At 41.7% G+C, this 26785-nt stretch carries 28 protein-coding genes; 2 read left to right on the forward strand and 26 right to left on the reverse strand.

Going from position 1 to position 26785, the window contains the following annotated elements:
- Positions 1–262: 262 nt before the first annotated feature.
- The 4 genes from mraY to F6K46_RS18480 all read right to left on the reverse strand — a co-directional run bounded on the left by mraY (position 263) and on the right by F6K46_RS18480 (position 4101).
- The gene (gene mraY / locus F6K46_RS18465) at positions 263–1372 is read right to left on the reverse strand and encodes a phospho-N-acetylmuramoyl-pentapeptide-transferase (protein ID WP_293059846.1); all 1110 of its coding nucleotides are present in this window, start codon (positions 1370–1372) and stop codon (positions 263–265) included.
- A gap of 120 nt (positions 1373–1492) precedes the next feature.
- Complete coding sequence (locus tag F6K46_RS18470; protein ID WP_293059849.1) at positions 1493–1753, reverse strand: hypothetical protein; 261 nt, start codon at positions 1751–1753, stop codon at positions 1493–1495.
- Positions 1754–1782: 29 nt separating this feature from the next.
- Positions 1783–2679 carry a hypothetical protein gene (locus F6K46_RS18475; protein ID WP_293059852.1) on the reverse strand — a complete coding sequence of 299 codons (897 nt, stop codon included), beginning with the start codon at positions 2677–2679 and terminating at the stop codon, positions 1783–1785.
- Positions 2680–2913: 234 nt separating this feature from the next.
- Complete coding sequence (locus F6K46_RS18480; protein WP_293059855.1) at positions 2914–4101, reverse strand: glycosyltransferase family 4 protein; 1188 nt, start codon at positions 4099–4101, stop codon at positions 2914–2916.
- 285 nt (positions 4102–4386) lie between these two features.
- Between F6K46_RS18480 and F6K46_RS18485 the strand changes: the two genes are divergently transcribed.
- Positions 4387–4617 (forward strand): hypothetical protein, encoded by a 231-nt coding sequence (locus F6K46_RS18485; protein ID WP_293059858.1) that lies wholly within the window; start codon positions 4387–4389, stop codon positions 4615–4617.
- Here F6K46_RS18485 and F6K46_RS18490 read toward each other — a convergent pair.
- The 15 genes from F6K46_RS18490 to kdsA all read right to left on the reverse strand — a co-directional run bounded on the left by F6K46_RS18490 (position 4525) and on the right by kdsA (position 20074).
- The gene (locus F6K46_RS18490) at positions 4525–5769 is read right to left on the reverse strand and encodes a glycosyltransferase (protein WP_293059861.1); all 1245 of its coding nucleotides are present in this window, start codon (positions 5767–5769) and stop codon (positions 4525–4527) included. The genes F6K46_RS18485 and F6K46_RS18490 overlap by 93 nt on opposite strands.
- Before the next feature lie 205 nt (positions 5770–5974).
- Complete coding sequence (locus tag F6K46_RS18495) at positions 5975–7174, reverse strand: glycosyltransferase family 4 protein (RefSeq protein WP_293059864.1); 1200 nt, start codon at positions 7172–7174, stop codon at positions 5975–5977.
- Positions 7175–7328: 154 nt separating this feature from the next.
- Positions 7329–8348, reverse strand: coding sequence for a glycosyltransferase family 2 protein (locus F6K46_RS18500; RefSeq protein ID WP_293059866.1), 1020 nt, complete (start codon positions 8346–8348; stop codon positions 7329–7331).
- A 20-nt stretch (positions 8349–8368) separates the two neighbouring features.
- A complete protein-coding gene (locus F6K46_RS18505; RefSeq protein WP_293059867.1) occupies positions 8369–9463 on the reverse strand; it encodes an O-antigen ligase in 1095 nt (364 codons plus the stop codon).
- Between the two features lie 313 nt (positions 9464–9776).
- On the reverse strand, positions 9777–11027 hold the full coding sequence (locus tag F6K46_RS18510; protein ID WP_293059869.1) for a glycosyltransferase family 4 protein: 1251 nt from the start codon (positions 11025–11027) through the stop codon (positions 9777–9779).
- Positions 11024–11872 (reverse strand): methyltransferase domain-containing protein, encoded by an 849-nt coding sequence (locus F6K46_RS18515; protein WP_293059871.1) that lies wholly within the window; start codon positions 11870–11872, stop codon positions 11024–11026. Before F6K46_RS18515 ends, F6K46_RS18510 begins: the two co-directional genes overlap by 4 nt.
- Positions 11872–12030, reverse strand: coding sequence for a hypothetical protein (locus F6K46_RS18520; RefSeq protein ID WP_293059873.1), 159 nt, complete (start codon positions 12028–12030; stop codon positions 11872–11874). Before F6K46_RS18520 ends, F6K46_RS18515 begins: the two co-directional genes overlap by 1 nt.
- A 26-nt stretch (positions 12031–12056) precedes the next feature.
- A complete protein-coding gene (locus F6K46_RS18525; protein WP_293059876.1) occupies positions 12057–12998 on the reverse strand; it encodes a polysaccharide pyruvyl transferase family protein in 942 nt (313 codons plus the stop codon).
- Between the two features lie 6 nt (positions 12999–13004).
- Entirely contained in the window at positions 13005–13901 is an 897-nt protein-coding gene (locus tag F6K46_RS18530) for a glycosyltransferase family 2 protein (RefSeq protein WP_293059879.1), read from the reverse strand.
- Between the two features lie 50 nt (positions 13902–13951).
- Positions 13952–15163, reverse strand: coding sequence for a glycosyltransferase (locus tag F6K46_RS18535; RefSeq protein WP_293059882.1), 1212 nt, complete (start codon positions 15161–15163; stop codon positions 13952–13954).
- Positions 15164–15307: 144 nt separating this feature from the next.
- Complete coding sequence (locus tag F6K46_RS18540; protein WP_293059885.1) at positions 15308–15508, reverse strand: hypothetical protein; 201 nt, start codon at positions 15506–15508, stop codon at positions 15308–15310.
- Position 15509: 1 nt separating this feature from the next.
- The gene (locus F6K46_RS18545; RefSeq protein ID WP_293059888.1) at positions 15510–16739 is read right to left on the reverse strand and encodes a glycosyltransferase family 4 protein; all 1230 of its coding nucleotides are present in this window, start codon (positions 16737–16739) and stop codon (positions 15510–15512) included.
- A gap of 227 nt (positions 16740–16966) precedes the next feature.
- The gene (locus F6K46_RS18550) at positions 16967–18187 is read right to left on the reverse strand and encodes a polysialyltransferase family glycosyltransferase (protein WP_293059891.1); all 1221 of its coding nucleotides are present in this window, start codon (positions 18185–18187) and stop codon (positions 16967–16969) included.
- A 359-nt stretch (positions 18188–18546) separates the two neighbouring features.
- Complete coding sequence (locus F6K46_RS18555; protein ID WP_293059894.1) at positions 18547–19053, reverse strand: HAD-IIIA family hydrolase; 507 nt, start codon at positions 19051–19053, stop codon at positions 18547–18549.
- 190 nt (positions 19054–19243) lie between these two features.
- On the reverse strand, positions 19244–20074 hold the full coding sequence (gene kdsA / locus F6K46_RS18560; RefSeq protein WP_293059897.1) for a 3-deoxy-8-phosphooctulonate synthase: 831 nt from the start codon (positions 20072–20074) through the stop codon (positions 19244–19246).
- Positions 20075–20383: 309 nt separating this feature from the next.
- On the opposite strand from kdsA, the gene F6K46_RS18565 reads away from it, so the two are divergent.
- Positions 20384–20524 (forward strand): hypothetical protein, encoded by a 141-nt coding sequence (locus F6K46_RS18565; protein WP_293059900.1) that lies wholly within the window; start codon positions 20384–20386, stop codon positions 20522–20524.
- Positions 20525–20808: 284 nt separating this feature from the next.
- Here the strand turns inward: F6K46_RS18565 and F6K46_RS18570 are convergent, their stop codons facing one another.
- From F6K46_RS18570 to F6K46_RS18600, 7 genes are all read right to left on the reverse strand, one after another.
- The gene (locus F6K46_RS18570; RefSeq protein WP_293059903.1) at positions 20809–21657 is read right to left on the reverse strand and encodes a sulfotransferase domain-containing protein; all 849 of its coding nucleotides are present in this window, start codon (positions 21655–21657) and stop codon (positions 20809–20811) included.
- Between the two features lie 93 nt (positions 21658–21750).
- On the reverse strand, positions 21751–22476 hold the full coding sequence (gene kdsB, locus F6K46_RS18575) for a 3-deoxy-manno-octulosonate cytidylyltransferase (protein ID WP_293059906.1): 726 nt from the start codon (positions 22474–22476) through the stop codon (positions 21751–21753).
- A gap of 42 nt (positions 22477–22518) precedes the next feature.
- The gene (locus F6K46_RS18580) at positions 22519–23364 is read right to left on the reverse strand and encodes a glycosyltransferase (protein WP_293059909.1); all 846 of its coding nucleotides are present in this window, start codon (positions 23362–23364) and stop codon (positions 22519–22521) included.
- A 286-nt stretch (positions 23365–23650) separates the two neighbouring features.
- Positions 23651–24094, reverse strand: a complete 444-nt coding sequence (locus tag F6K46_RS18585) for an acyltransferase (protein WP_293059912.1) — start codon at positions 24092–24094, stop codon at positions 23651–23653.
- A 99-nt stretch (positions 24095–24193) separates the two neighbouring features.
- Complete coding sequence (locus F6K46_RS18590; protein WP_293059915.1) at positions 24194–24382, reverse strand: hypothetical protein; 189 nt, start codon at positions 24380–24382, stop codon at positions 24194–24196.
- 166 nt (positions 24383–24548) lie between these two features.
- A complete protein-coding gene (locus F6K46_RS18595; RefSeq protein WP_293059918.1) occupies positions 24549–25829 on the reverse strand; it encodes an ABC transporter ATP-binding protein in 1281 nt (426 codons plus the stop codon).
- Entirely contained in the window at positions 25829–26701 is an 873-nt protein-coding gene (locus F6K46_RS18600) for an ABC transporter permease (RefSeq protein ID WP_293059921.1), read from the reverse strand. Before F6K46_RS18600 ends, F6K46_RS18595 begins: the two co-directional genes overlap by 1 nt.
- Positions 26702–26785 lie beyond the last annotated feature (84 nt).

Below are 26785 nucleotides of genomic sequence, written 5' to 3' on the forward strand. Positions count from 1 at the left end.
TTTAGCTTTAAGACGATTACCCTCACATCCATACTCCTTACATTATGTTATACCTATTATACTAATGCCTTCACACACACCACTCCTGACTCCCCACTCCCGACTCCCGACCCCCTACTCCCGACTCCCGACTCCCGACTCCCGACCTTAATGTAAAAAAACCTACCCCTGTGAGGGGGTAGGCGTGGGTTAGTCTTGCATGCATGCCTCTTGCCTTGATCAACTATAGGCCTTGGGCAAAGGAGAAAAAACCAATGAGAATTTACCCCAAACACAACAAGACCAGAAGCCCATTAACTACATAAAATACCGCCACTATCTGGGTCTCTGACCAGCCAGAAAGTTCCAGATGATTGTGGAACGGTGACATTTTTAATAAACGTTTACCCACCCCATTGGCATCTTTGGTGGCTTTATAGTAACTAACTTGAGCTATCACTGATACGGCTTCTAGGAAGAAAATACCACTAATTATAAATAAACCCCAGAGGTTCCCAGTCAAAAGTCCTACCGCTGCTAGTGCTCCTCCTAGGGCTAGAGAACCGGTATCCCCCATGAAGACTTTGGCGGGATTGCGGTTGTGGGCAATAAAACCGAGGCAACTGCCACTCATACAAGCACAGAAGACCATTAAACCAGGGGAGGTCGGAGCAATCAGGGCAGCTAGTCCTAAAAATGCGATCGCACAGGTTCCTGCTGCTAGTCCATCCACTCCATCGGTAAGATTAGTAGCATTACTTTCTGCTAATAGCACAAACATACCCACCGGCCAAAACAAGAATCCCAAGGGTAAGACGATCCCCAAGGGTAGGGTGATGTTAGTGATACTGGCTGGCTGGGTTTGTGATAACCATAGACAAAACAGTAAACTGACTACAATTTGTAAGGCCAGTTTCATTCTCGGGGACATCCCTTTATTGGAGCGGCGTTGGACTACTTGCCAATCGTCCACCCAGCCAATGAACATATAGCCAAGGGTAGCTAGGGATACCGCTAGGACCGGGATAAAATCCTGCTGCCGGAGGAATAATCCTGACCACACCAGGGCAATCACCACCCCTACCGGCACAAAAAATATGCCACCCATGGTGGGGGTACCCGCTTTGTGTAAATGGGATTGGGGACCCTCTTGACGGATAATCTGACCCATTTTGAGTGCTTGTAGAAAGGGGACTGCTCGATATCCAATCCCAGTAGTGATCAGAGCACAGATCAACAGGGGTATAGTGATGGAGTTACCTGCGATCAGGGACCGAGCTGCTGTCCCATCCAAAATTAATGCACCCAGAGTTAAGCCGATTGATAGAATATATAGGAGTTTAGTTCCCGTTAAGTTGAACAACTGCCCAGACAATCGTTTAGAATCTACCACAAGCCTCTTATTCCTTTTTTTCGAACACTCCTCACAAAGATACAATTCCCTGTATCTTTGTTCATATCCGTATAATTTACGGTTACGAGTCAAATCCTAACATCAAAGGTATGCGATCGCTCAGGGTAGGATTGATTTTTGGCAATTTACGAGATCATCAAGCCATGACCGGATCACAGTTGCTAGTGGTGCTTTAGGGGCGGAAAGCTTCTGATGTTTCGCTTTGTAGCCAGCGTTGGTATACTCCGCCCCGTAACGCACCACCCAAGGGAGAGCCCTCATTTTCCGCCTCTTCGCCCCTTGTTGGGACAGCCCGCCTGGGAATTGAAACAGGCAAGATGCCTGTTCCACGCCTGATGCCTGTTCCACTGGGTTAACCATGGTGCAACTCCACTGTAATGATCACAGCTTTAATCGAAAAAGAGACAATCTTGTTGTCGTTGGCTTAACCCGCTGGCAATAGCTTGCAACTGGTGTTTAGAGAAATTTCTCTCAAAGGTTGTGATCGGTCGTCTAGAGGTGTAGGAAAAAGTAATTGAGTATCGCTCTGATCCAGTAGGTGGTTTCAGACGATGGAAAATGCTGCGTGTGTCAGTAAAAATTACTGTGCCATAGGGTCCTGGGCAAGGGATCCAGGTAGCTTTAGGCGCAACCCTCGCCATCTCTTGATCCGAGACAAAACCAGAACTGTAATAATTGTAGTTCAGGGCTTCAGCTAATGATGAGGTTAAATGTCTGGGAATATATTCAAAAGGGCCACCATCTAACCCCACATCATTCAAATAGATAATAATTTTAACCATGCGATAGTCTTCTGGATCTACGTGCCATTGCCTGACATGTACTGGTTTTCCATCCGCAATAGTCCTTTGAAGGGTTACAGCAGCTAATAATGCTGGAACACCAAGGTAATTTTCAACAATATCAAGCAATCGTTCGTTAAGTCCCCACTTAAAAAGTTGTGGGTAACTAATTAGCTCTTCGCGATAGGTTATACAAGACTCAAGTTTCGGTATAGGTAATCCCCGTAATTTTGGTAAGATATCCTCAGCACTATCTATCAGTTCCTTATAGGAAATTTCTAACTCTTCTAGAGAAGTAACAACCGTTCCTTGTTTCAAGAGAGAATTCAACAACGGTAAATCTACTGGAGCTAGGGCAGGTAGGGAGTTAGCATGATTTTCTAGTCTTTTTATATAGTCACCATAATACAGGTGCTCTAGCCTTGGTATTCGCAAAGACTCTCTCTTAAGTTTTCCCGGTAAACGTTTGAGTTTTTTTACTAAATAATTTTCATTCAATATCATAAAAATAGTTTTATAAAATCGATACTATAAGACCATCTATTTTCTAGGTTATAACTGATATAGTTACTTTTGCTAAAGCAATAGATAGCGTTTATCATAACTATTAGGTGCGCTTTCCGCATCTAATTATTAAATTCGCCACGGGTCGCACCTGAACTAGACAGGATGTTTTCCCTACTCCCTACTCCCTACTCCCTACTCCCTACTCCCTGTTCCCTTTGCTCTTAATAAAACTCACGAAACTTTCCTATAAGCATCTAAAAGTTTAGGCGCTTGATGACGCCACTCCAGCATTTCTTCCATCCTGCGCCTACCTTCTGCACTCATTGTTTCTATGACTTCAGGAGAATTGAGAAGTTCGAGAATTTTCTCAGCAAACTCCAGCTCGTCATTAGGCGTAGCATAAACAGATGCATTGCCTGCAGAGTGTCTTCCCTCTCGGAGGTCAAACTGAACAATGGGTTTACCTAGAGCCATGTACTCCAAGATTTTATTCATAGTGCAGTTTTCGTTATAAGCCGATGTGGGAGAGGGTTCCACACATACATCGCAACTGGAAAGCCGCTCTAAAAGTGCTTCCCCGGTCTGAAATCCTGTGAATTCTACAAAATCAGTCAGGTCAAGCTGTTTAGATAAAGCCTTGAGGGTTTCAGCAGCAGGGCCACTGCCAATTAGCATGAAGTGAATATCTTGGCGCTTCTTTTCCTGCACAATATAACGTATTGCCCTGAGAAGATAGTCAATGCCCTCCGGTTCCCCCATAACCCCCATATAACCGACCAGATAGTCACGACCTCTGCGGTAACTCGGGTTTGAGGGCATGATCCGAAACCGTTCTAGATCAGGAGCACTGCGCACTACAACTACTTGCTCTGGTTTCTTCCCCCCTCGGGTAAGGGCGACTTTGCGATGGGATTCATTAGTTGAAATCACCATGTCTGCCGTAGCATAAGTCAAGCGCTCAGCCCAGCGTAGACCATGATAGAAGATATCTTTTCGTCCATACTTGGCGATGTACATCTCCGGAGCCAGATCGTGATGGTCGAAAATTACTTTTACGCCCCGAAACAATTTAAACCATCCCGCTACTAGAACCATTAAATCTGGCGGATTACAAATGTGGATTATGTCAAAACCTTGCTCTTGCCATACTTGACGAGCTAAGCGAAATTGCCAATTCACAGCCCAGCTGTATTCTCGAAGATAGCCAGTAACCGAGCTTTCTTCTGGTGGTAGGGGATGGCGATAAATATGAATCCCTTCCATGACTTCATAATCCTTATCAAACCCATTCCCTTTGGGAGAAATTGTAGTAACTTGATAACCAGCTTTCTGTAAGCTAGTAGCTTCCATCCATACCCGTCGGTCAAAGGGTATAGGTAAATTTTCGACAATTATTAATACTTTTGAAAATGAAGCCATTAAAATTGATATCCTTAATCAAATCAGTAAAAAAAATCACCAAATGTGACTTTAAGGATAGATGCATAAGTACAGCGGTTTGCAATTGATCAGATACAAATTATTAGGTTTTAGGGAGCAGGGAGCAGGGAGCAGGGAGCAGGGAGAATAAAAGAGGGGAGAGAGAAGAGGGAAGAGGAAAAAATACTGTATACCTGATAGTTATGCAAACCGCCGTATTTTAAACTATAGTTTTAGTTTTAATAAATTAAAATTTTTTTAAAAATTATATCGCTTGTAATAGTAATGATTTACACAGGTTTTTTTTACCTACTCCTTATTCCCTACTCCCTACTCCCTACTCCCTACTCCCTACTCCCTACTCCCTACTCCCTACTCCCTACTCCCTGCTCCCTAAAACCCAGAACTTTTTACCTCAACCAATTAATTTATATATATTTTTTCCACAACATTCTTAAATTCAAATTTAGTTGGTTGCGCCAAGGCCCTTGCACTCAACTGCTGTCGCAATTCTGAGTTTTCTGCCAGTTCTACTAAGGCATCACTAAGCTTCTGTATCACCCCTTCTTCCGTCAAACCATCGGTTTTTATCACCCGTCCACAGGTTTCATCCACCATCACCCCTGGTCCTCCTAAATCTAGACAAACTACTGGTAAGCCATGGGACAAAGCTTCTAGAATTACTAGCCCGCCGGAATCATGGAGACTGGGGAATAGAAAAACATCATGTTCTAGATAAGGTGAACTTAATTCTTTCTGCTCCATCCAAGGTATCCAGTCTACAGCATCCTTGATACCCAATTTCTCACTCAGTCTCTGCAGCCAAGTTTGCTCACTACCACGACCAATGACTGTAAAATGGGTATTGGGAATCTTTTGGTGCAACAGAGAAAAGGCTTTCAGCGCCAGATGTATCCCTTTCCAATGTAAAAAACGCCCTACAAAAAGAACATTAAAAGTATCTTTATTGATGAAGTATTCTTCAATAATTTTAGGTATTTTTATGATATCATATATAGGAATATCAAAAACAACGTCAGACTTATACTTGTAAAATTTTGGGATAAGTGCCTGGGTAGGCTTTGAGCGACAATAGATTTTTGATGCGGTGATAAACGTTAAGTTCATCAGCGGGTCAAATTTAACAATAGTATTAGAAATATCGCGGATAAAATCAAATAACCAGCCCCTGACTGGGTAGCTTTTCCTGAGACACCAAGGTGCTTTTACTCCACCAGCTACCGGTCCGAAAATGAAAGGGATTCCTAAAAGACCCATGAAACTGGGGCGTCGAATTGTTGTATTAGTTACGTGATGAACCCGATCAAATACCACCTCCTGGGTTAATGATTTGGCGATTCGATAAGCATCCCATTGCCACCAGATACTCATCAATTGCCACAAGGGAACTGAGAGCAATATTAGGTGTCTGGTAATCAGAATTTTGAACAACCGAGATAACCAGGTAGGATGGTCGCAAAAGAAAAAATGTATGTTAGATATTGGATTTACCTGAAGTTCCTGCTCTACCGGAATCCGATTATGACTCCAGGTAATCACCCAGACTTCATGCCCCATTCGAGCCAGTTGTGTCGCCCAAGCCCAGCCGATTCCGTTTTCTGAACCTGTATGAGGTTGGCACTGATACGCTGAAAGTAATACTTTCATGGGTCAACCTCCTGTATCCCAGACATCAGCAGATATTTGTATAACAGAGATCTTGAGAAACTCAATAGTGTGTTCATGGAGCTGTTGCTTGAGATTTACAGCAAGTTTCGCCCCCCTAGCCCCCCAAATTTGGGGGGAAATTGAGTTAAAGTCCCCCAAAATTGGGGGATTTAGGGGGCTTGCAGCTAAAGGTAGTGAGGTCAATTCATCTGAAAACGCCTGTAAGCACTGAGCCATAAATATTAAGCAGAGAACTGAGGTAGTTTTTGACATTGAGATGGGCAACGCTTGCTCTTGCGCTAGATCCTAAGGAGAGCCGTAACCCTTGATCATTAATTAGAGTCTGCATAGCCATAGATAGGTCTGGTATCTGTCCAGGCTTAACTAGCAAACCATTGTCACCATGTATTACCAACTCTGGTATCCCCCCTACTGGTGTGGTGATCACAGGTAAGCCCCAACCCATGGCTTCAAGCAATGCCATGGGCAGACCTTCGTTATAAGACGGCAAGATAAATATGTTCGCTTTTGCTAAAAGAGCATCCCGTTGAGCTGAGTCTATGCCGCCAAGGACTTTGATATGGTCTCCTAAATCCAGACTTTGAACTAATTGACAGGCTTGCTCTACTTCTCCATCCCCTGCTAATAGTAATTCTGAGCAAGTTTTTTGTTCAGGAGAGAGAGAAGCAAACGCCCGGATCAGATCAAATACTCCTTTCCGTTTACCGATTTCTCCCACAAAAACTAACATTATTTGTTTGGAATTTGTGCGCTCTGGAATTTTTGATGGCAACTCTACTGGGTTAGGAAGAATTACAACCTGTTCTGCTTTTAGTCGGAAACTGGACTGGTAAAAGTTTTTCCAGCTTTGTGATAGAACAATAAAGTAGGCAGATTGTCGAAACACCAAGCTAATTATTCCTTTTGCCCATTGAGGTAGCCCAGTGTAAAACAACTTATACTCGCTACCATGGGCGTGCAAAACCACAGGGACATGGAATGCTAGTGCAAGGAGCATCAAAATCATTTTCCGGAGCGTGCTACCCCTTTGAGAAAAATGCACGTGAATCAGATCAGTCTTTTTTGTGGATAACCTCCACAGCAACTTCCCCAGAGCTTTTCCAAAAACTAAGAGCTTACGAGTAATTGATCCGTTTTTGCCATCAGTACAGGTAGTAGGAATATGCTGAATTTTAACCTGAGAGGGTGCATTACGAAGAATAACCTTCTGCACTGATGGGATACCAGCCTTGATCTGAAGGTTGTCACCTAACATTACTACCTGACATCCCACGACAGGAAAATTATTTTGTGTTTTAAGGTCTAATTTTTGGTATTTACTTGTATCTTTACTTGTGTCTTTACTTGTGTCTTTACTTGTGTGTGAAGACGGATAGTGAACCATAATTTTCCCTAATTTTAAGACATTCAGGACTTCGGTAACCTGCTCCCTGCTCCCTGCTCCCTGCTCCCTGTTCCCTGCTCCCTGCTCCCTGCTCCCTGCTCCCTATTCCCTATTCCCTATTCCCTGTTCCCTGTTCCCTGTTCCCTAAAAGTAATCAAATCCACTTTGTCCACCTAAGTGCCCAAACTTTTTCAACACCATAAAATGGGCTTAATAGTAGTGTGAGGGCAACCCATACTGGTCCGACTATGTATAACCAAAGACGGCCACGATGACGTTTGATAAAACGCTCCAAGGGATAACGTAGTCGTCTATGCCAATAGGTTAGAGGGATTAATTCTTTGGTGTAAGTTTTGTATATTTGCTCTAATTCATAGGTAGCTTTTACACCAGCGATGCTGGTTTTATTGTCACCACTTACTGGAGCAATGCTTAGCACCTCTTCGATCACGCGCCAGCGCACACCACGGGAGTAGAAATAATTAAATAGCTCAATATCCATGGTGTACTCATAGCTTTCATCTAATGGTTGAGGTCGATCAAGCAGCTTGCGCCGATAAAAGCAGCTAGGTTGGTGAATGGGAGAAGCAACAGAAATTAAGTCAATTTGTTTGAGTGTAGGAGCTTTAATGTAGATCTGTTTTTTAGCATCCAATATCATCGGTCGTGACCCTAATCCTAAGGGCAATACTCGCCCAAATAGAGTCATCCAAAAATTAGCTCCTTTGAGTGGTTGACCTAAATTGTCAGTCCTATATTCAATTTGGCTGCGACCAACTAAGACGTCAATATCAGGCGACTCGGCAAAGTATTTTCCCACTGTGTGTAAGGCATCTGGTGCTAGGAGGTCGTCACTACACAGCCAATTAACGATATCACCATTACACTTCGCAAAACCTTTATTAATGGCATTGGATTGACCACTGTCTTTTTCACTAACCCACCAGGTAATGTATGGTTCAAACTGCTTAATTACTTCGACACTGTTGTCAGTAGATCCGCCATCAATTACAATGATTTCTAGCTTGGGATAGTTCTGCTCAATTAAGCTTTGTAAGGTGGCACAGATAGTTGATCCGCTATTATAATTAGGAACAACTATCGAAATGCTCGGAAGTTCGGCTAAGGGAGGGTCTTCTTGTTCATCAATGGTACTTTCCTCTGAGTTTTTCATGGCTTACTATCCCGTTTATTTTACTGAAATAATTTACAGGGTTTTTCATAGCAATCAGGTACACAGGATTTTTTCCCTCTTACCTCTTTCCTGTTCTGACTTCTGTGCTCCCTACTCCCTACTCCCTGTTCCCTAACACCTAGTAAGTGGGGATTCTTGACAATTCGACTCTGGTAAACAGCTGCCGAAAGAGCGGTTGATACGTACAGAGTCCACACGATGTCTTCGGCAAGAATTGATGGGTCTAGGCTCAGGTTAACAATACTGAAAAATACTAGGTAGAGAAACATCCAGAAAAATTCTAGTTTTTTGGTGACGCTTAGGACTTGAATTGTCTTAAATAAGGCTATACATAAACTAAGCACAAAAAGGAAAATACCTAAAAATCCAAGTTGCAGAGCTAACTCAAGATAACCACTATGAGCATTACCATATCCTCCATGGGCAAGCCATGTAGAGTTGATGACAGAGTAGCCAGCGTCGGAAGACCAGAATCCTTCAAAACCGTAACCTAGCCAAGGTCGTTCTAAAATTTTATCAAATACTAAAGTCCAAATCGGTAAACGCCCATTCAATTGTAGATCTTTGCCTAGAATATCAACTAGTATGAATTCCAGGTTCCATAAAATTACTATCGATGCCACAAAAGCCAGGAGGGCTGAGACCATGTAAAGAACAGTTTGTAACTTATAGTGCTGTTTGACAAACTTGTAAAGGGGCAGCAGGGTAATCATAACTAAAAAGATTAGCAATGCTGATTTTCCCTGAGAAAGTAGTAGCATCAAAACAGATAAGCTAAATCCCACCCACCCTACCCAGCGATATTTCCGATGGTTGAGGATGCTCAATAACGAAATTATGGCATTTAGGGTCATCAGACGAGCTAAATGATTTTTATGCCTAAAGATACCCTGAGCGGGAGCGTCCCCTAAGCCATGAGCTAAAGTGACCAATAAGCTTAAAATCGCCACTATACCTAGCACCCATGCCACCAGACGCATTTGCTCCTTAGGGTTATAGCGAACTGCTAAGTATGCTCCGAGGGCAGTTGCACGTAAGACGGCTCTAAGTAATTCTGGAATACCGGGAACCGCAGACCATCCAACCGACCACACAGCAGTCCCTACTAAGCATAGTAACGGTATATCCCTTGTAAAAACATAGGCAAATCTTTTCCATCGCCAAAGAATTAAAAAAAACAAGATTAGATAGCTACCAACTTTTAAAAGCTTAAGTAGAGGACCTGGAAAATCAAGAAACATGCCGGAAAATAAGCATATTCCAATCAAAAATGGTTCTAATTTTATTAAAAAAAAAGTTATTAACTGATTAGTAGATAACCTTTTTAAATTTATCATGAATTATCTCTTATTGAGAGTTATATAACCCTAGTTATATCAGTGATACTATATTTTCTAGTAATGATAGTTATACTCCGGATAAAATTTCAGTAAAAAGGGATAAGTAGCGTCTTGCTTGAATTTCTAAGGTAAATTCTTTTTCTACTTTTTCGCGGGCGCGGTAGGATAGTTTCTGATGTCGTTCTGTGTTCTCTAGCACCCAAGCAATTCCTTGAGCTAGAGCTTCAATTTGGTAAGGTTGGGCTAAATAGCCGTTTTTCTGGTGCTCAATCAGATCGGGCATCCCGCCAATGTTGAAGGCGACGCAAGGAGTTCCACATGCGATCGCTTCCATGACTGTGTTGGGCAAGTTATCTTGAAGGGAAGGGCAAACAAATACATCTGCTGCTCCATAAACTAGCGCTAGGGAGAGATCATCGCTGAATGTCCCTAAGTAGTGAGCGTTAAAACCAAACTCAGGTGGATTGTCTGGCCGAGAGTCACCAAAAATAACTAACTCTAGTTGATCTCGCCATCCGGATTGGCTCAGCTCTTGGAGCGCTGGTTGTAACAATTGAAACCCTTTGCGTTTTTGACTAGTGGCATTTACTCCTCCAAATAAAATAAGTTGCTTATCCTGGGGTAAGTTAAGTAATTCTCGCGCTACCTGCTGATGGATGGGTCTGTACTGTTGAGTATCAATGCCATTGGGAATGAGCTCAATTCGCAGATCCTGGAAAAGGGAACTGGCACTGGCACATTTGGCTAACCATGAGCTGAGGGTGACAACTGTCAGGTCAAGATTTCGCCAAGCTTTGGCTTTGCGCTGCCATACCCAACGGGATAAATCCCAGTCTTTGCTGCTGTTAAGTTGAGGACAATTACCACAGGAGACTGTATAGCGATCGCAATCGTGATTGTAGTGACATCCTCCTGTGAATGGCCACATATCATGAAGAGTCCAAACAATTGGTCGCTTTAGTTTCCCAATGGTTTCAATTTGGACATAGCCAGCACAAATCCAATGGAGATTAATAATATCGGGCTTAAGTCGGGCAACTTTGGGAACAACTGCATCGGGAAACCACTGGCTAGAAAAGGTTTTATCTTCCCGTTGGGGGTAAAGCTTTTGAGGTAAAGCGCCAAAAGTCCATCTGCTCCTGGCTAGGCCCTGTGTCAACTTTTTTGTTGGTCCAATGACAGTTTGATCATGACTAAATTTTTCCTGCACTAAAATTTGGGAATCTAAATTAATGCTGTGGAAACCTTGATGTAATCGATAGGCAGCACGAGCAGCTCCACCAGAGATATCGAAACTACTAACAATTAGAGTCTTCATGGTTTAATACCTTCCATGAACAGTGAATCGGGTTTACGCACTTTGCCCTCAAGCATATCTAGACCGTAGCTATTAAAATCTTGAATACGGCTTGAATCAGCACCACAAACGCGCACCTCTACAAATCCTGAGCGCTCCAGCAGTCGTCGTAAAGAAAACCGGTCATACATCCAATAATGAATTTCACCTGAATTCCGAAACAACCCGACTTCAAATGCTTGTCGTGCTTCATTCCCTGCGATCAGAGTCACTAGATATTTGGCAATACTAGTTCTGAGATTAAACTTCCTCAAGGTTTTGTAAAACCAATACCTATCTTTAGATGCTAGTCGCTCTATCCAGGATTTTTTTTCAGAGTTTTTATCCAAAAATATATCAGCATTGCTACCGATACGAGATCTGATAAATTCTTTATTAGTAAGATGAGTATCAGCTAGATAACTAGCCATTTCACCACCTTTAACGTGGCGCACTGTCTGGTCATAAAGTTCTAACATTATCCAGTCATAGTTAGGCTCTGCTTCCGTAACACCAGACTCAACCTGTTCTAAAGTAGAGATATAATGTCTAGCTATTGATTCTAGATCAGGAACAACTGCCCTAATTATTCCCTGTGGCTTAAGAACACGCCAACACTCAGCAATAAGTTGATCAGCTTCATGCTGCTTGAGATGTTCTATTACATGAGAACTATAACAAGCATCAAAATAAGCATCAGGATAGGGCAACTTTTTCCTGATATCATGATTATGAATATCGGATGATTGTGGTGCTAAATCAACATTAGTCCACGCCGGATGATTAGAATATGTAGAGCCGCAACCTATATTTATTAGTTTTAACATCAACCTACCATAAAACTAACATCACTAACGATATGGCAAAGGGAGTAGGGAGTAGGGAGTAGGGAGTAGGGAGTAGGGAGTAGGGATGTCGAAGACCGCGCTGGATCGCTTCTGCCTTCTGCCTTCTGCCTTCTGCCTTCTGCCTTGCTGTTGTGCAATTTAAATGCAAAACAGCTTACGTTGATTAAAATTGATTTTTCCATCTATTGATATTTTCTATTGGTAAGTTTATTTTTGTTTCATAGGAGGAATCTATCCAATGTTTAATCGAGTCTATATCATCTCGTTTAATAACTGGAAGGTTAGTATCTTTAGCAATTTCAGTAGCTCTGTTATCAATAGCAAGAATCAGTGCTCTTCTACTGTGTTGTAATGCTCGAATGCCAGCATGTAATCGCGTACCTATATAATCTACATCACAGCTAGATAAACACTGATCTAATGCTTTTAGGCTAGGTTTCAGATATATAGCACTCTTGCCACAAAAGGATTGCATATAGTGATAATCTTTGGGCTGCTGAGTCCAGAAATAAATTTTTTGATAGTTTTGTGACAATACCTTGACTAGGTTGAAATCAAACTTTTCATTTTGATGATACTCCGTGAAGGTAACTAAAACGGAGTCTGACTTTTTTCGTGGTATATTGGAACAGTGTTCCTCTGTCAGAGTCCATAATGTCGGGCAAGAGGTATTAACTACGTTAGGGATGCCGATGGATTTTAATTTTTGCTCGGTATAGCTATCTCTAACCGAGTGGAGATAGGTATTACTGAGCAGCACTTTATACAAAACTCTTGTATAAAAATTAGGCTTTTGTTGATATTTCCACCAGCCCACACCCAACAAAATGATGTCATTAATAAATAGGGAATCCCACAGATTAACTTTCCATTGCTTATAGGAATTCATCTTCGATGATAAAAGATTAGTTCCCCCAATAATTTTGAGGTCACTCATCCTCATGTATTTATAGGAATTACTGGAAATTTGATCTTGAGTTTGAATCCGAATTAATAGGGGTTCATCAAAGGTTTTATTTATAATGTTATCGACAGAGTCAATAATAATCTGATCGCCTAGGTTAGAGCTGCAAATCGATGGATCTAAAAGGGAAATGACTTTCATAGTTTTTTAAGCAAATCTGAAAATGCTTAATAATTTAGTTAATTTAGAGCGTTTAATAAAATTTTGAAAATAATTGTGGTCATAATCTCTATCGACAGCGGTAAATTGGTTATAATTAATCGGAAAATTAAGACTTATGGTTTTCAGTTGTGCTAGTTGACTAGTTGCTGATACGGTATGGGTTGCCCCTTCCCCAAAACCAATATTTGAAATCAGGTTAACAGCAGGAACAATTGATAATCCAGACTGTGCAAGTCTGGCAAAACTCCATCGGTAATCCCAAGCATCATACTTACCGTTTAGTGTAGAATCAAAGGATTTTTTACGGGCTTGGTAATGCTCGTTATTTGCCAACACATCCCTGATGCGATTTTTAATATCAGGATTTGACCAAAGACTCATAGTAATATCATAATAATTCCATGCCCTTCGCCAAGAAGCCCAACCCCAAATTCCACCATAATAGGAGAAATGATAACTCTGACGATCAGACTTCCATTTACCTAGAAAGTTAGTCCCACTAACCATCATGACTCGCTCATCGTCTCGATATCGCTCTAACAGATTTTCACAAAATGGGAAAAAATCGGGATGGGGGAGACAATCATCTTCAAGAATAATTGCTTCTTCAACGGTGTTAAAAACCCAGTCTATTCCACTTGACACTCGCTGACAGCAGCCCAGATTTACATCAGAGTAGTTTTCCAAAACCTCACAATCCCAATCGACGCGCTCAATAATTGCACGAGCTGCAGCACACTTTTCTGCTTCACCTGGTCGATCAGCACGGGGTCCATCAGCAATCACAAAAAGTTTGGGAGGTTTGGCTTGGCGAATTACTTCAAATACTCTCTCAGTAGTATCTGGTCGTTTGAAGATTATGAAGGCAACTGGAGTTTTCATCTTTATCTACATAATTAATATAAAAACTAGTATTTTTCAGTAGCGACTTGCTAAATACTAGTTAAAATACTCTGAATTTTTTGTAGGAGCTGATCAGTAGAGTGAAGACGTCTATAACCATCAAAATCAGGTTGCACTTGTTGGTTATAGTTATCCAGTTGACTACAAAGGCGACCTATAGTATAAATACATTGCAGCACATCCCCTTCATTAATAGTCAAACCCAATTTAAATTTACGTACTCTCTCTGCCATACAAAATTTGCTGCTCACAATCACAGGTTTTTCACAAACTGCTGCTTTAGTTAGGATATTGCTACTGTGGGGGAAGTCATGATAGGCAGCAAATAAGATATGACAAGTACTAACTAAAGCGTTGAATTTTGCTTCATCAGGAATACGCTCAAAATAAAAAAAGCAGTTAGGTAACTTTCGGTCAATAAGAGTCTGGAGTCTTGCTTGCTCTTGGTAAGTGTAGCTGTGCTTGGATAACTGACCGGCGAAGACAAAAACATAGTCTTGTTTCACCATCTGCTGAGCAACTTCTAAAAGTGTCAGAACTCCTTTGCGCTGGGATTGTATCCCTAGTAATCCAATGATTTTTTTTCTTTTCGCTTTGGCTTGAATTTGTTTCACGATTGACCAATTCAAGTCTGGAGCTGACTCGTCGGTAAAATCGGGAAACGTAATGACAGTTTTGCCGTTGATTTTGCTTTGTAATTGGTTAGCAATCCCTTCGTCAAGAACAGCAACAGCTGGGCAATTAGAGGATTTTAACGCAGCATGAGGTTTTAGAGGACCTCTATTGATAGACCAAAACTTTTGTTTAAGCCTCAAATGACGAGGTTGAACATAGAGACCAGACCAAGGGTAAGGGAAAATATTGTCTACTATATGGTGTAGCAGGTAGGGCGCTAAACAACTATCAAGCCAGGGAAAAAATACTAGATCGGGTACTTTACCAATTTTTGATGAAGCATACTGAATGCTAGCTTTGGCGTAATACCAACGTTTTACTGCATTCAGGGCTGTGCGAATTCCATTGATCCTAAATGAGCTAGGCTCTGGTGTTTGAAATTGAAAAACCTGGAATTGCTCTTGATAGTTAGGGCAGTTAAAGGCAATCCATTCAGTTAATTCTAATGGTTTTGGGCAGAAGGCTATTACTTGATGACCAAGCTCAAGCAACATTTTGGTGAAAACCTTGAGGTATGTTGGACGATGTCCCTTCCAATTTTCCTCAATGAGAGCAATGGTTTTCAAGGTAATCACCTCTTAAAATAATTATATCTGGCTACTAGCTATCAATACATACTAACTAAATAGATATCAGGGATCATAATTTTATTTTTACAGAGTTCTTAATATACTCTCTCTAATACTAATTTCAATAAATATTGCTGATATTTAATCAGCCATCATATGGAATTTATATAGTAAAGAGAACAGGGAGTAGGGAGTAGGGAGTAGGGAACAGGGAGTCGGGAGTCGGGAGTCGGGAGTCGGGAGTCGGGAGTGGGAAAAAATAATGTTTACGTAATAGCTATGAGAAACGCTATATAACTTTCTAGAGTCATCTAATAGTGCTGTTGACGGATGCGATCGCATTCTAGTTTTGTAACACCTGATGATATAAGTCCATATATCGCTGGGCTTGCAGTTCAAGTGAATAGTCTTCCAAGGCAATAGCACGACACTGTTGTGCCATGGTTTCCCGTAGCGGTTTGTCTTCCAGTAACTGCACAATACCATTACAGAAATCTTGAATATCCTCTGGCCGAGCTAAGTAACCAGTAATACCAGGACGTACCAAATCGGGAACGCCGCCGATGTTGAAAGACACCATGGGGGTACCACAAGCCATACTCTCTTGCAGGACCACGGGAAGATTGTCCGCACGGGTGGGGAAAAGAAACAAATCAGCAGCAGAATAGGCAATGGCTTTAAAGTGATCATTGCTGGCATAACCAAGATTCAATGCTGGGATGCCAACAGTCTCAGCAATCGTTTCGCCACCACTACCAAAGGTTAGCACTATAGTTTCCGCCTTGATAGACTGGGGTAGACTTTGCAACGCTTTCAACAGCAAATCGCCGCCCTTGCGCTTCTCGGCTAAGTTTGTGGCGGCAAACATCAGAACTGTTTTGCCAGTGGGAATGTTGAGTACAGATTTGCACTGTTGGGATTCGAGGGGCTGATAGACTTCGGTATTAATACCATTTGGAATATGGTGAATCTCAAACCGGTTGAGCATACTTTGCTTAGCTTGCTCACAAAGCCAGCGACTGGGAGTAACAATTGTTAAGTTTGAGTGACTATAAGCCCAGTTTTTTAGCTTCCACTCTATATGAGTGTTATCTTTTGGAATAGCTGGGTAAATATTTAGATCGGGACATTTTCCACAACCACGTTTCCAGCGATCGCAGTCATAGCTATAGGCACAATGTCCAGTAAAGCTCCACATATCATGGAAGGTAAACACAGCAGGTTTACGTTTAGTTAATGAAGGGATTGCTAAATAATTAAAGTATCCACGACTGCCACCATGAAGCACATGAAAATTGAGGACATCGGCGTTTTTATAAAAGCTGTGCTTAGGAATCGTAAAGGTGCCCAGTTTATTAATATAGTAAAGTCCTAGTTGTTGGGTAATCGGGGCAGTTAGTTTATCTAGAATGGCTAAACGGGCAGCATAATCTACACGATCACTAATCGTTTTGGGTCTCCAGACTAACAAGCGTGAGTCTGCGCCTTGACCGAGCAAACCTTGATGGAGTCGGTAGCCTGCGATCGCGGCTCCCCCAGAAAGATCAGATTGATTGATATGTAGGACTTTCATGGTGCTCGCTAATAATTCCAGGTATAGCGCTAGGCGCAAGTCAGAAGTCAGAAGTCAGAAGTCAGAAGTCAGAAGTAAGCTATAACTAAGTTTCGGAGTTTAGGAGCGATGCAGCGAGGTAGCGCGGTCTTGGGGGTCCCCCCCATGAGCGACTACCGGTGCGGTCTTGGGGGTTTCCCCCATGAGCGACTGCATCAAGACAATGTCAAACACCTTAATGGGTAGTGCTATATTTCAACGTTGTTGATTGCTGCTCTTAACTCCTGCTCGTGTTCCAACCTACCAGCTGCATAACTTTCATAGAAAAGCTTGGAAGTAATCTGGTCTCCAAAGCCAACAATACTGGGAACATTAAACAGTAGCTTTAGGGAGACACAAGCTGTGCTGACGGCAAACACCCTGGGTTGATTATTGACCCTTGAATCTAGGGGTATAAAAGCTTCGGCAAAAAATACCTCAAACGGTAGAAAAAAGAGGTCTGGTTCTGATAATATTATTATTTTATCAAACAATTCAGATAGGGCATCCTCCAACTTCTGGAGTTTAACATTGTCATCTCTAGGATGGGGTTTTATCACCAGTACTGTGTTTGGCTCTATACCTTCAGTGATCAGGAATTCACGGTAAGCAGCAATTTCATTTTCCAGAGACATTCTACGAGCCTCAGAGAAATTTGAAGTGAGTAGGATTGAAACAGGAGATTCAGCAATTTTATTGCGAAACTGGAGAACGTATTCTGGGTTTACCAAACCCCTGAGCTTTTGAAACGTTTCGAGAAGCCACACTTTATTTAATGTGACAGTTTTCATGGGAGGGGATTCCCCAAACGCTTCAGGTAATACAAAATAACCGATATCAAATTTTGGTCTAATTTTTAGATAAGTGATTAGTCGTAAACTCGTTTTAATTTTACGAACTAATGCTTTTTGTTTTTTTTGTAGGTAGCTAATTAAATTAGGCTTAATTTCTGGCTTATCGGCAAATAATGCTTTTGATTTTACCGAAAAGTAAAAACCAATACTATCACCGTAACAAAGTTTCAGGGCAGATTTGTAACTATTAATCAGTAGTTTATTTCCAAACATCCAATTCCGGCACAGGTAAATTTCATCAGCGCTGTTAGTGCCTACCATTTCATGGACTATCCGGAAAATTTTTGATGGGCTGGAATAGTCTAATCGACTCTCAATATCACTGAGTTGCTCAGGGGTGATGTACACAATTTTCTGCCACTCCCCCACTAACTCTGCTATCCTTTTGATAAAGGCTGCAAATTCATCAATTTGCCCAGGGGGAGAATAGAGATGATAAATAACAAGGTAATCTTGGTATTTAATAGTAAGGTCTTTTTGCTGTTTTTCTCTGTAACTAAGCACTGATAAGGCAGTCACTAGTTGAATGGTGCCTTGACAGGTAATGATGCGTTTAACAAGCTTAGGATTAGTCATTTGGTTTATGGAAGTAGTCAGCATTGCTCCTGGTTAAGAGCTAAGCGGTCAGCTATCAGCGGTCAGCGGTCAGCGGTCAGTTGAGGTAACTGAGATTAAACCAATGCTTACCTGTTTAATTCAAAAGCCAGCTGTTCCCGTAGCGTGGGCGTAGCCCATAGGCTTACTACTTGAAAAACATTGCCTACTAACCCTTTCAGACGTTATGTTTTGAATCGGGATAGTCTTCTATACTTCCTACGGGCATCAAGTGAGCTTTTGGTTCAGCTGTAGCGTTTAAGTTCTAGGCTGCGGGGGCTGATAGCTGATAGCTGATAGCTGATAGCTGATAGCTGATAGCTGAATACTGAATACTTACCTTAAACCTGTGCTTTCATCAAAAGCTCACATATTTCTCGAACCGCTCCTTGGCCACCTGCTAATTTGGTAACATACACAGCAGTGTCTTGGTTTTCTGGTATCCCATCAGCAACAGTTAAGGGACATCCTACAGCTTTCAGAACTGGTAAATCAATTATATCATCACCAACATAGGCGACTTGGGCAAGAGATAAACTCAACTGTTCACAGAGTTCTTTGAGCACAGCTAACTTATCTTCAATGGCAAAAAAACTGTACTTGATTCCTAGCTTGTGGACTCGATTTCGGGTTGCCGTAGAACTGCTATTGGTAATAACAGCTACCTCAATTTCAGTCTGTTGGAGTAGCTTTATTCCCATGCCATCTTTGACATTAAATTTTCTGAGTTCTTCACCGCTTTCTGTGTAGTAAAGTCCGCCATCGGTCATGACTCCATCTACATCTAGAGCTAGCAGTTTCACCTGGGATAAACGTGCTTGTAATTCGGTCTCAGGGATGTTATTCATAGCAAATTTTTCGGCGTTGCTGATTCTGGGTATGGTTTCGCCCCCCTAACCCCCCAATTCTGGGGGGAAAAAAACTCTAAAAGTCCCCCGAGCGAGGGATTGCTCGCTCGGGGGATTTAGGGGGCTTCAACAAAACCATATGATCGCGCATTCATTCCATTATTAAGCAACGCAAATTTATCCGCAAATTTTACCCAATTGTAGCGTCCAAAGCTGCACGAACATTCAGAATTCCCTTGAGGACATTTTCCAGTTCTGCCAATGGTACCATATTCGGACCATCACTAAGGGCGATGTCAGGATTTTCATGAATTTCCATGAACAGAGCATCAATGCCAACGGCAGCGGCAGCTCTGGCCAAATAGGGAACAAAGTGCCCCTGTCCACCAGATTTATCTCCCTTTCCTCCAGGCATCTGGACGCTATGAGTGGCATCAAAAACTACAGGATAACCTAACTCGCGCATCTGAGGGAGGGAGCGAAAGTCTACCACTAGGGTATTGTAACCAAAACTAGTACCCCGCTCTGTGAGTAAAATATTCTTGGCTCCCCCAGCTTCCAGTTTGGTGACCACATGCTTCATATCCCAAGGGGCAAGAAACTGACCTTTTTTGACATTAATTGCCCTACCTGTGGCAGCCGCAGCGATTAGCAAGTCAGTTTGGCGGCACAGAAACGCTGGGATTTGCAGGACATCGACTACTTCAGCAACCGTTGCAGCTTGGTGACTTTCGTGGATATCGGTAAGCACTGGCACACCCACCTTCTGTTTGACCTTCTGGAGAATGTCTAGACCTGTGTCTAGGGTTTGTCCCCGAAAGGAGTTGATGGAAGTTCGATTGGCTTTGTCAAAAGAAGACTTGAAGATGAAAGGAATATTTAAGCGATCGCATACTTTATGGATCTCCTCTGCCATTTTTAAGGTAAAGTCTTCCGATTCAATCACACACGGACCACCAATCAGGGTGAGTGGGTAGCGATCGCCAATCGAGAGGGTATCTGTGATTTGAGCGCGATTCATAAATTAGTTACCAAAAAAATTGGGTTTAAAGCCCCGTCCTTCGCTGGATAGAAACCTTAGAATAAAGAAGCCTTAATTAATAAGTTTTAACCCTTATGCTCATAGCCTGCCCCCTTTAAAGGCTTCTTTATTCTTACGGTAACTTCTAGGGACGGCTTTTTTTTAAAACTTTTTCTTGACAGTTTGTACTAGGTGTGCTACTATAAGATTATAAACAATAGACTTTTAAAAGAGATAGATACTATCTAACCATAAGTAGGCAACGTAAAAAATATGTCTGAGATACATATTGCGTAATTTAGTCTAGCGATGCAGCGCGGTCTTGGGGGTTTCCCCCATGAGCGACTGCATCAAGACAACGACTTTAACGTCTATGAAAAATTTAGATCTAAAAAAGTATCTATCTCTAAAAAAAAAAGTAAAGGTACGGTGGGGCACACCGAAACCTAGATCTATGATCAAAACGCTTAGGTCGAATCGGCCTCTACTCTTTCTGGTTCCGACCTGGCTGAGCAAGTCGGCTCGTTGAAGTAAGAATCCCCGTTCTTACAGGACGGGGAGTGTCAATTATTGTTAACTATACAATGGGTTGTACTAATAGGTAAGCTGTCACCCATTTAAACTCCCTGGTATTAAATCAGAAAAAAAACCCTGAAACTCTTTTACCTTCTGCCTTCTGCCTTCTGCCTTAGCAAGGCAGGCTGATTAACCTCAGAAGCCAACGTAGACTATGCCTATTTAGGCATCTCATAACCGAATTGCTGCATGGTTGCACTGTGTAACTCCCAAAGAAGGCTGAGCTGGTTGTCGGTATAGTACTTTTCCCAGCCATTAGCTTTTCCAGAGCGGATATGTTGCGGGTCTTTTTTATGCAGCTCCTCAAATGAAAGTTCTTGCTTGGAGGGATTATAATCTAGACTAATCAAGGCTTTTATCTGCTGACATGCCCTGCGCCTATCCGCCAGCACATCTTCAAAGCGGAGTCTTAAAAGTCTGTCATTTAGAGAAGGTATGGCTTGATTCCAACTTTGATACCATTCACTCCACGAGCCAAATGTAACTTCTCCTCTAATTACTTCATCGAGAGTTTTAACGTCTTGCCAGAAATCCTTGATAAAATTGAAATAAGACCAAAGAACAGAACCGGGATGACGAACAGCTAAGATGACGTATTCCCCTTCAAAATATTCTTGGTAGGGTAGTTCGTGGGTTTTGATAAAGAAGGGAGATTCCTCAGCTGCCAATTTTTGGCGATTTTTCGGCGTTAGCACGCTCAAACAGCCAGGAAGTAAGTAGCGGCAATCTTTCGTATAAGGGGGCACATTCAGGTCATACAGAGCAATCCAGTTTTCTAGATTGTTTTTATTAATTTGAGCATGCAACTTACCCCACAAAGATTTTGAAATTGTCTTGTCCTTTGGCCAACGCCAGTTTTTGATAAAATTTACGGCTCCACTAGCATAGGTCTCAGGTTTCCTACTACCTCCGTAGACTACAGTCATTGGTCGCTCAAAGAAAGTTTGAATTGTTTGCTGGGTCAATGAGTTTCCAGAGCGTGGATATGAGGCAATGTAGATAATCATTTATCTATTGATAGACTTACATATTAACAGAGTTTTTAGCTACTTAGGGAAAACTGGGATCTATTCTCAATAATTTGGATAGCATCTCCAGGTTTAATGATAAATTAAGGCTTGAGCTTTAACTAAATCCTCAGGGGTATTAATCTCCAAAACTGCCTTTTCAGTAATACACACCCGAATGGCAAATCCATGTTCAAGTACTCGCAACTGCTCTAAGCCTTCACACTTTTCTAGCAGTGTCGGTGACAGTTGAGCATATTTGCTCAGGAAATCTCGCTCAAAAGCATAGAGTCCGAGATGGTGGAATACAGGAGCATCTCCAGGATTACGGAAGTAAGGAATGGGAGCACGGGAAAAGTAGAGGGCGTGATTTTTGCGATCGCATAAAACCTTGACTGAGTTAGGGTCTTGATAGCTTGTTGCCATATCCAGAGGACAAGCAAGAGTCGTCATCGCAGGAAACTCCCCTTTGAGATAAGGACTTACCAGCTCGGTCAGCATCTGACCAGTAACAAAAGGTTGGTCTCCTTGGACATTAACGATTACCCTCATTTCCGGATAACGTTGAGCTACTTCTGCAACCCGGTCAGTACCAGTAGCATGGTCTGAGCGAGTCATTTCCACCTCTCCCCCAAACTGCCCCACACAATCCGCAACTAATTCAGAGTCAGTGGCAACTACCACCTTAGTGAAATTAGGACAACCTTTAGCTGCCTCATAAACCCTCTGCACCATTGGGCGATCGCCAATCATTGCCAAGGGTTTACCAGGAAAACGAATTGAATCATAGCGAGCAGGAATAACAGCAAGAATATTCATAAACTAAGTTACCTAACTGGTGATATAATCACGTTTATAAAATTAATTAATCAGTAGCTTTTTTAAACTCTCGTAAAGACGATAAATCAATGGGGTGTATCTCACTTTTTTTAAAAAACTACCTGAGAAATTTCCCTTTAGTAAATCACGCCTGACGTAGGAACGAGCAAAGCTTAAATCAATATCATTTTCGCTTATATAACCGCACTCCCTAGCTTCATTAAAGTACTGAAACCATAAATCTCCATAGGGATGATTATGAGACTTCCACGGTTGAGTGTAGAGGTTTGTATAGTGGATTAACTTCGTATCCTTGTCATAGTAATCAAAGACATTCCAAAGGGGGTTTAGTTCTCCGATTTGGTAATGGTGATGAGCCAGAAAAGCCGGACTCATACGGGCAAGGTCAGGATAAGAATACAGACCTTGCTCAATTTCGTTGTAGTAGGTTTCTAAATCAAAGTTACATTTTTGACAATCGATCAGCATTACGCTCAAGCCCCAAAGGTCTTTAGCTTCAGTGCTATAAGCTCTTTTTGCCAGGAAATCACAGCCATCCAAAGGTGTATCGAACAGTTCACCAATATCAGTCAAACAGATAGTATCTGAGTCAATATAAATAGCTTTACCTTGATAGTTACACAGCTGTGGAATCAAATATCGATAGAGACTAAACTCAGTTGTATTGCGATATTTAACTCGTAAGGACATGGGAGCGAGATAAGGTTGATCATCATTACGTTCAATAGCATTGTGGGTGCCATTGAAAACATAAATATCCAGTTCCCTACGGCTATGCTTACGAAGAGAGTAAATTGAAACTTTCCTCTCCACTAGACTGGCTTCACCAGAGCCGATAAATACTCGCACAGGCTCTTTATTTTTCATAGCTAATTATCCTCATAGTGCTAGGGATTATGGCTCTCTAGAGTGTGGGGAAACTAAATTAGTATAAAATAATCGCTACAAAGCTTACTAAAAGAGGCTTGTAGCGATTTTCAAAAGTAATTCTTTTTAAATTTCATTGTATTCACTCCCTTGGTGTTTAAGGAGTTAAGCTAAATTAAATTATTTACTATAATCAGTCTAGGATAGCCTGGATTATTTATTAGTCATAATTTGATCAGATAAATTTAGTTAACTTTGAATAGTCTTGTCAAAAAAAATCTCCTGTTTATTGCTGTTTACTATCTTTAAATTCACCACGTTTACGAATAACCTTACCCGGTACTCCTACAACTACGGAGTAAGGCTCAACACTCTTGGTTAAAACTGTCCCAGCACCAATGACAGAACCTTTACCTATTCTGCAACCATCAAGGATTCTTACTCCCGCCCCGATCCAAACATCATCTTCTATAATGACACCTTTCTTAGTAGACGGTTGAAGGTCGATAGGCCTATCAAGATCGTCAAAGGTATAGTTTGAAGTAACAATTACAGTATGGGTAGCGATTCTGACCCAGTTTCCTATAACTAAATCCCCTGCACCATAAAGAAAACAAAAAGGGTTAACACTAAAGTCACTACCAATTTTTATCTTACCCTGTGCAGATATGAGCATTGCTGAACTTCGGATAATTGAGCGATCGCCAATATGAATAGCAGAATCTTCCAAATTACATTTAAGGGTTACATTATTTTCTACAATAACTCGATTGCCTAGAAATAATTTACTTAAATTATTTTTGATTACATTTTTGCCTATATAACACTCTTACCCAATATTTCCAAGTTGGTTACGATAATAGTTGTGTCTGATTTTCTGTTTATGATTATTCCATAATTTATTGATTAACTTAAAGAATTCATACATATAGCAAAGGGAACAGGGAATAGGGAATAGGGAATAGGGAGTAGGGAGCAGAGTTGCGTAGGGTGCGTTACGGGGCGGGCTAGCCCTCATGTTCAACCTCGAGCGCCAGTGTTGGGACAGCCCGCCCCGTAACGCACCACCTTTGGGCTAGCCCTCATTTTCTCGGTAGCCAGTGTTGGGACAGTCCGTCCGGAAATGAAACGGGCAAGATGCCCGTTCCACGCCTGATGCCCATTCCACCCACCGGGTCAATATATTAATGGTATAAAACTTTCCATTTTCTAGGTTGATAAAATTGACATTGAGTCATTAAAGTATTACTTTTAACTTGGAATTTGAATACTACGTGGTCGTAGATATATTTAGGTGGTTTTTGAACCCAGACTTTAGTAGAATAAGAACCTGGACGTAATCCAAGGTAAGGCATTTCTATCTGAAGCTCAACTAGTCCATTAGAAAATTTAAATATTGTGTTGTCTAGGTAACTATCTAGATTTAAGAATGGTTCACCTTCTCCAGAACTTTGTCTAATAATAATAAAAAGGGTTCCATTATCAATTTCTGTGTGAGCTTTGCACTTAACACAAAAGGATACCGGTTGACCACTGAGAGGATAGTCAATCCTATTTCCTTGTCCATCTCTAAAGTAAACGCCAATAATATCTAAACCAGTGCTTTGTTCTGCGGGTTTTTCTTTAAAGAAAACAGCTCCTTTTGATTCCTGTTTGTTATCTAGGAACAAATCTTGATCATATTGTTGCATTACCACAGGGGCTTTACCAACTGCTAGTAATTTTCCCCGTTGAAGATAAATTGCTGAATCACAAATAGATAGAATAGAATTAGGATTGTGAGCTACTAACACAAACGTTGTACCTTTATACCGTAATTCAGATAGCTTTCTATAGCATTTCATCCTAAACAGAATATCGCCAACTGCTAGCACCTCATCAATCAGAAGAATATCTGGTTCTGTATGAATTGCACTAGCGAAGCCTAACCTTGCTGCCATGCCAGAACTATAGGTTTGTACGGGCGCATCAATCGCATCGCCAATTTCCGCAAACTCTAAAACTTGATCAAACCGCTGATCAATTTCTTTTTTCGACAACCCCAAAATCGACATATTGGCATAAATATTTTCCCGCCCTGTCAAAATCGGATTAAACCCTGCTCCTAACGCAATCAATGGTGCCAAGCGACCTTTAACTTCCACAGAGCCAACATCCGGCTTAATCAAACCACTAATAATCCGCAATAATGTCGATTTACCACTACCATTTTTACCCACTAAGCCAATTGCTTCTCCTCGTCGCAATTGAATACTGACATCCTTAAGTGCCCAAAACTCCTTTTTCCGCAGCTTATCATCCTTCTGCCGCAATCCTAATAACTCAGTGGCAATATCATGAACCCCATATAATAAAGACCGCTTCAAGTCCCGACAAAACTTTTTAGAAACCCCATTAATCGAGAGAATGACTTCACTATCCTGGGATTTGTTCGCAAGGTCTTGCTCACTGGTACTAATCATCATTAAGAACTCATCCTCTCAACTATAAAAGGCATGGAGAGACGATAGACAATCCAAGCTAGTAGCAATCCCACAACAGCAATTCCACTCGCCACCCAAAATCCCAGGGGATCGGAGATCACACCTGTGGTTGCCAACTCTCGTGTTGTCACCAGCAAAGGAGTGACTGGATTGAATTTCACAATAGCGCCAAATACCCCCTCACTAGGAACTGGATAGACAACTGGAGTCAGAAATAACCAAAATCCAGTTGCCAAAGTAAGACCCATATAAAAATCTTTATACAAGGCTCCCATCGGGGCTAATAACAAGCCAATAAATGTTCCAAAAAATACAAGATTAATCAAAGCAACTGGTGCTATAATCACGCTCCAACTTACTGGCATCTTGAACCAGATAAACAAGCCCACAATCAGAATTAACTTGATACCAAAGTTAAAAAATACTTGACCGAGTTTGCTAAGAATAATCGCTTCACGGGGGAAATTAATTTTAGCCAACATTGCCTTGGCCTGGGTCACGGCTTGGACAGGACCATTCAGTGTTTCCACAAAAGTCTGCCACAGGGTCATGCTAAACATCACATAAGCTGGATAGGGCAACTCCGTGCTACCAACATTAATCACCCCGTTACTCTTAGCCATAGTAAAGCCAACAGCTGTCACAATTGGTGGTATAAAAGCCCAGACAATTCCCAGAAATGACTGGCGGTATTGGGCACTGATATCCCGCACCAGAAGTCGCCAAGCTAGTTCCCTAGAAGCTAGCAAGTCTCGCCCCATCTCTTGAAATAATTGAAGCGGATGCCTCATCTTACTCTCAGGAGTATAAACCACCCTGGGTAATCTCTGATCTGATCCTTTAGTCCGTTTCAAAACTATCTCCTCACTTTTCTAGCAGTTATCAATTGGGTGAGGTACAAATTTTCGGGTTTCAGGGAGTAGGGAGCAGGGAGTAGG

The sequence above is a fragment of the Moorena sp. SIO3E8 genome, from assembly GCF_010692445.1.
Classification (GTDB): Bacteria; Cyanobacteriota; Cyanobacteriia; order Cyanobacteriales; family Coleofasciculaceae; genus Moorena; species Moorena bouillonii.

What these genes read in the sequence shown, in the direction of transcription:
- F6K46_RS18470 (WP_293059849.1), bottom strand. Translation starts at nt 1,753, where the DNA reads ATGGTTAACCCAGTGGAACAGGCATCAGGCGTGGAACAGGCATCTTGC.
- F6K46_RS18475 (WP_293059852.1), bottom strand. Translation starts at nt 2,679, where the DNA reads ATGATATTGAATGAAAATTATTTAGTAAAAAAACTCAAACGTTTACCG.
- F6K46_RS18480 (WP_293059855.1), bottom strand. Translation starts at nt 4,101, where the DNA reads ATGGCTTCATTTTCAAAAGTATTAATAATTGTCGAAAATTTACCTATA.
- F6K46_RS18485 (WP_293059858.1), top strand. Translation starts at nt 4,387, where the DNA reads ATGATTTACACAGGTTTTTTTTACCTACTCCTTATTCCCTACTCCCTA.
- F6K46_RS18490 (WP_293059861.1), bottom strand. Translation starts at nt 5,769, where the DNA reads ATGAAAGTATTACTTTCAGCGTATCAGTGCCAACCTCATACAGGTTCA.
- F6K46_RS18495 (WP_293059864.1), bottom strand. Translation starts at nt 7,174, where the DNA reads ATGGTTCACTATCCGTCTTCACACACAAGTAAAGACACAAGTAAAGAC.
- F6K46_RS18500 (WP_293059866.1), bottom strand. Translation starts at nt 8,348, where the DNA reads ATGAAAAACTCAGAGGAAAGTACCATTGATGAACAAGAAGACCCTCCC.
- F6K46_RS18510 (WP_293059869.1), bottom strand. Translation starts at nt 11,027, where the DNA reads ATGAAGACTCTAATTGTTAGTAGTTTCGATATCTCTGGTGGAGCTGCT.
- F6K46_RS18515 (WP_293059871.1), bottom strand. Translation starts at nt 11,872, where the DNA reads ATGTTAAAACTAATAAATATAGGTTGCGGCTCTACATATTCTAATCAT.
- F6K46_RS18525 (WP_293059876.1), bottom strand. Translation starts at nt 12,998, where the DNA reads ATGAAAGTCATTTCCCTTTTAGATCCATCGATTTGCAGCTCTAACCTA.
- F6K46_RS18530 (WP_293059879.1), bottom strand. Translation starts at nt 13,901, where the DNA reads ATGAAAACTCCAGTTGCCTTCATAATCTTCAAACGACCAGATACTACT.
- F6K46_RS18540 (WP_293059885.1), bottom strand. Translation starts at nt 15,508, where the DNA reads ATGCGATCGCATCCGTCAACAGCACTATTAGATGACTCTAGAAAGTTA.
- F6K46_RS18545 (WP_293059888.1), bottom strand. Translation starts at nt 16,739, where the DNA reads ATGAAAGTCCTACATATCAATCAATCTGATCTTTCTGGGGGAGCCGCG.
- F6K46_RS18550 (WP_293059891.1), bottom strand. Translation starts at nt 18,187, where the DNA reads ATGACTAATCCTAAGCTTGTTAAACGCATCATTACCTGTCAAGGCACC.
- F6K46_RS18555 (WP_293059894.1), bottom strand. Translation starts at nt 19,053, where the DNA reads ATGAATAACATCCCTGAGACCGAATTACAAGCACGTTTATCCCAGGTG.
- kdsA (WP_293059897.1), bottom strand. Translation starts at nt 20,074, where the DNA reads ATGAATCGCGCTCAAATCACAGATACCCTCTCGATTGGCGATCGCTAC.
- F6K46_RS18565 (WP_293059900.1), top strand. Translation starts at nt 20,384, where the DNA reads ATGCAGCGCGGTCTTGGGGGTTTCCCCCATGAGCGACTGCATCAAGAC.
- F6K46_RS18570 (WP_293059903.1), bottom strand. Translation starts at nt 21,657, where the DNA reads ATGATTATCTACATTGCCTCATATCCACGCTCTGGAAACTCATTGACC.
- kdsB (WP_293059906.1), bottom strand. Translation starts at nt 22,476, where the DNA reads ATGAATATTCTTGCTGTTATTCCTGCTCGCTATGATTCAATTCGTTTT.
- F6K46_RS18580 (WP_293059909.1), bottom strand. Translation starts at nt 23,364, where the DNA reads ATGAAAAATAAAGAGCCTGTGCGAGTATTTATCGGCTCTGGTGAAGCC.
- F6K46_RS18590 (WP_293059915.1), bottom strand. Translation starts at nt 24,382, where the DNA reads ATGAGGGCTAGCCCGCCCCGTAACGCACCCTACGCAACTCTGCTCCCT.
- F6K46_RS18595 (WP_293059918.1), bottom strand. Translation starts at nt 25,829, where the DNA reads ATGATGATTAGTACCAGTGAGCAAGACCTTGCGAACAAATCCCAGGAT.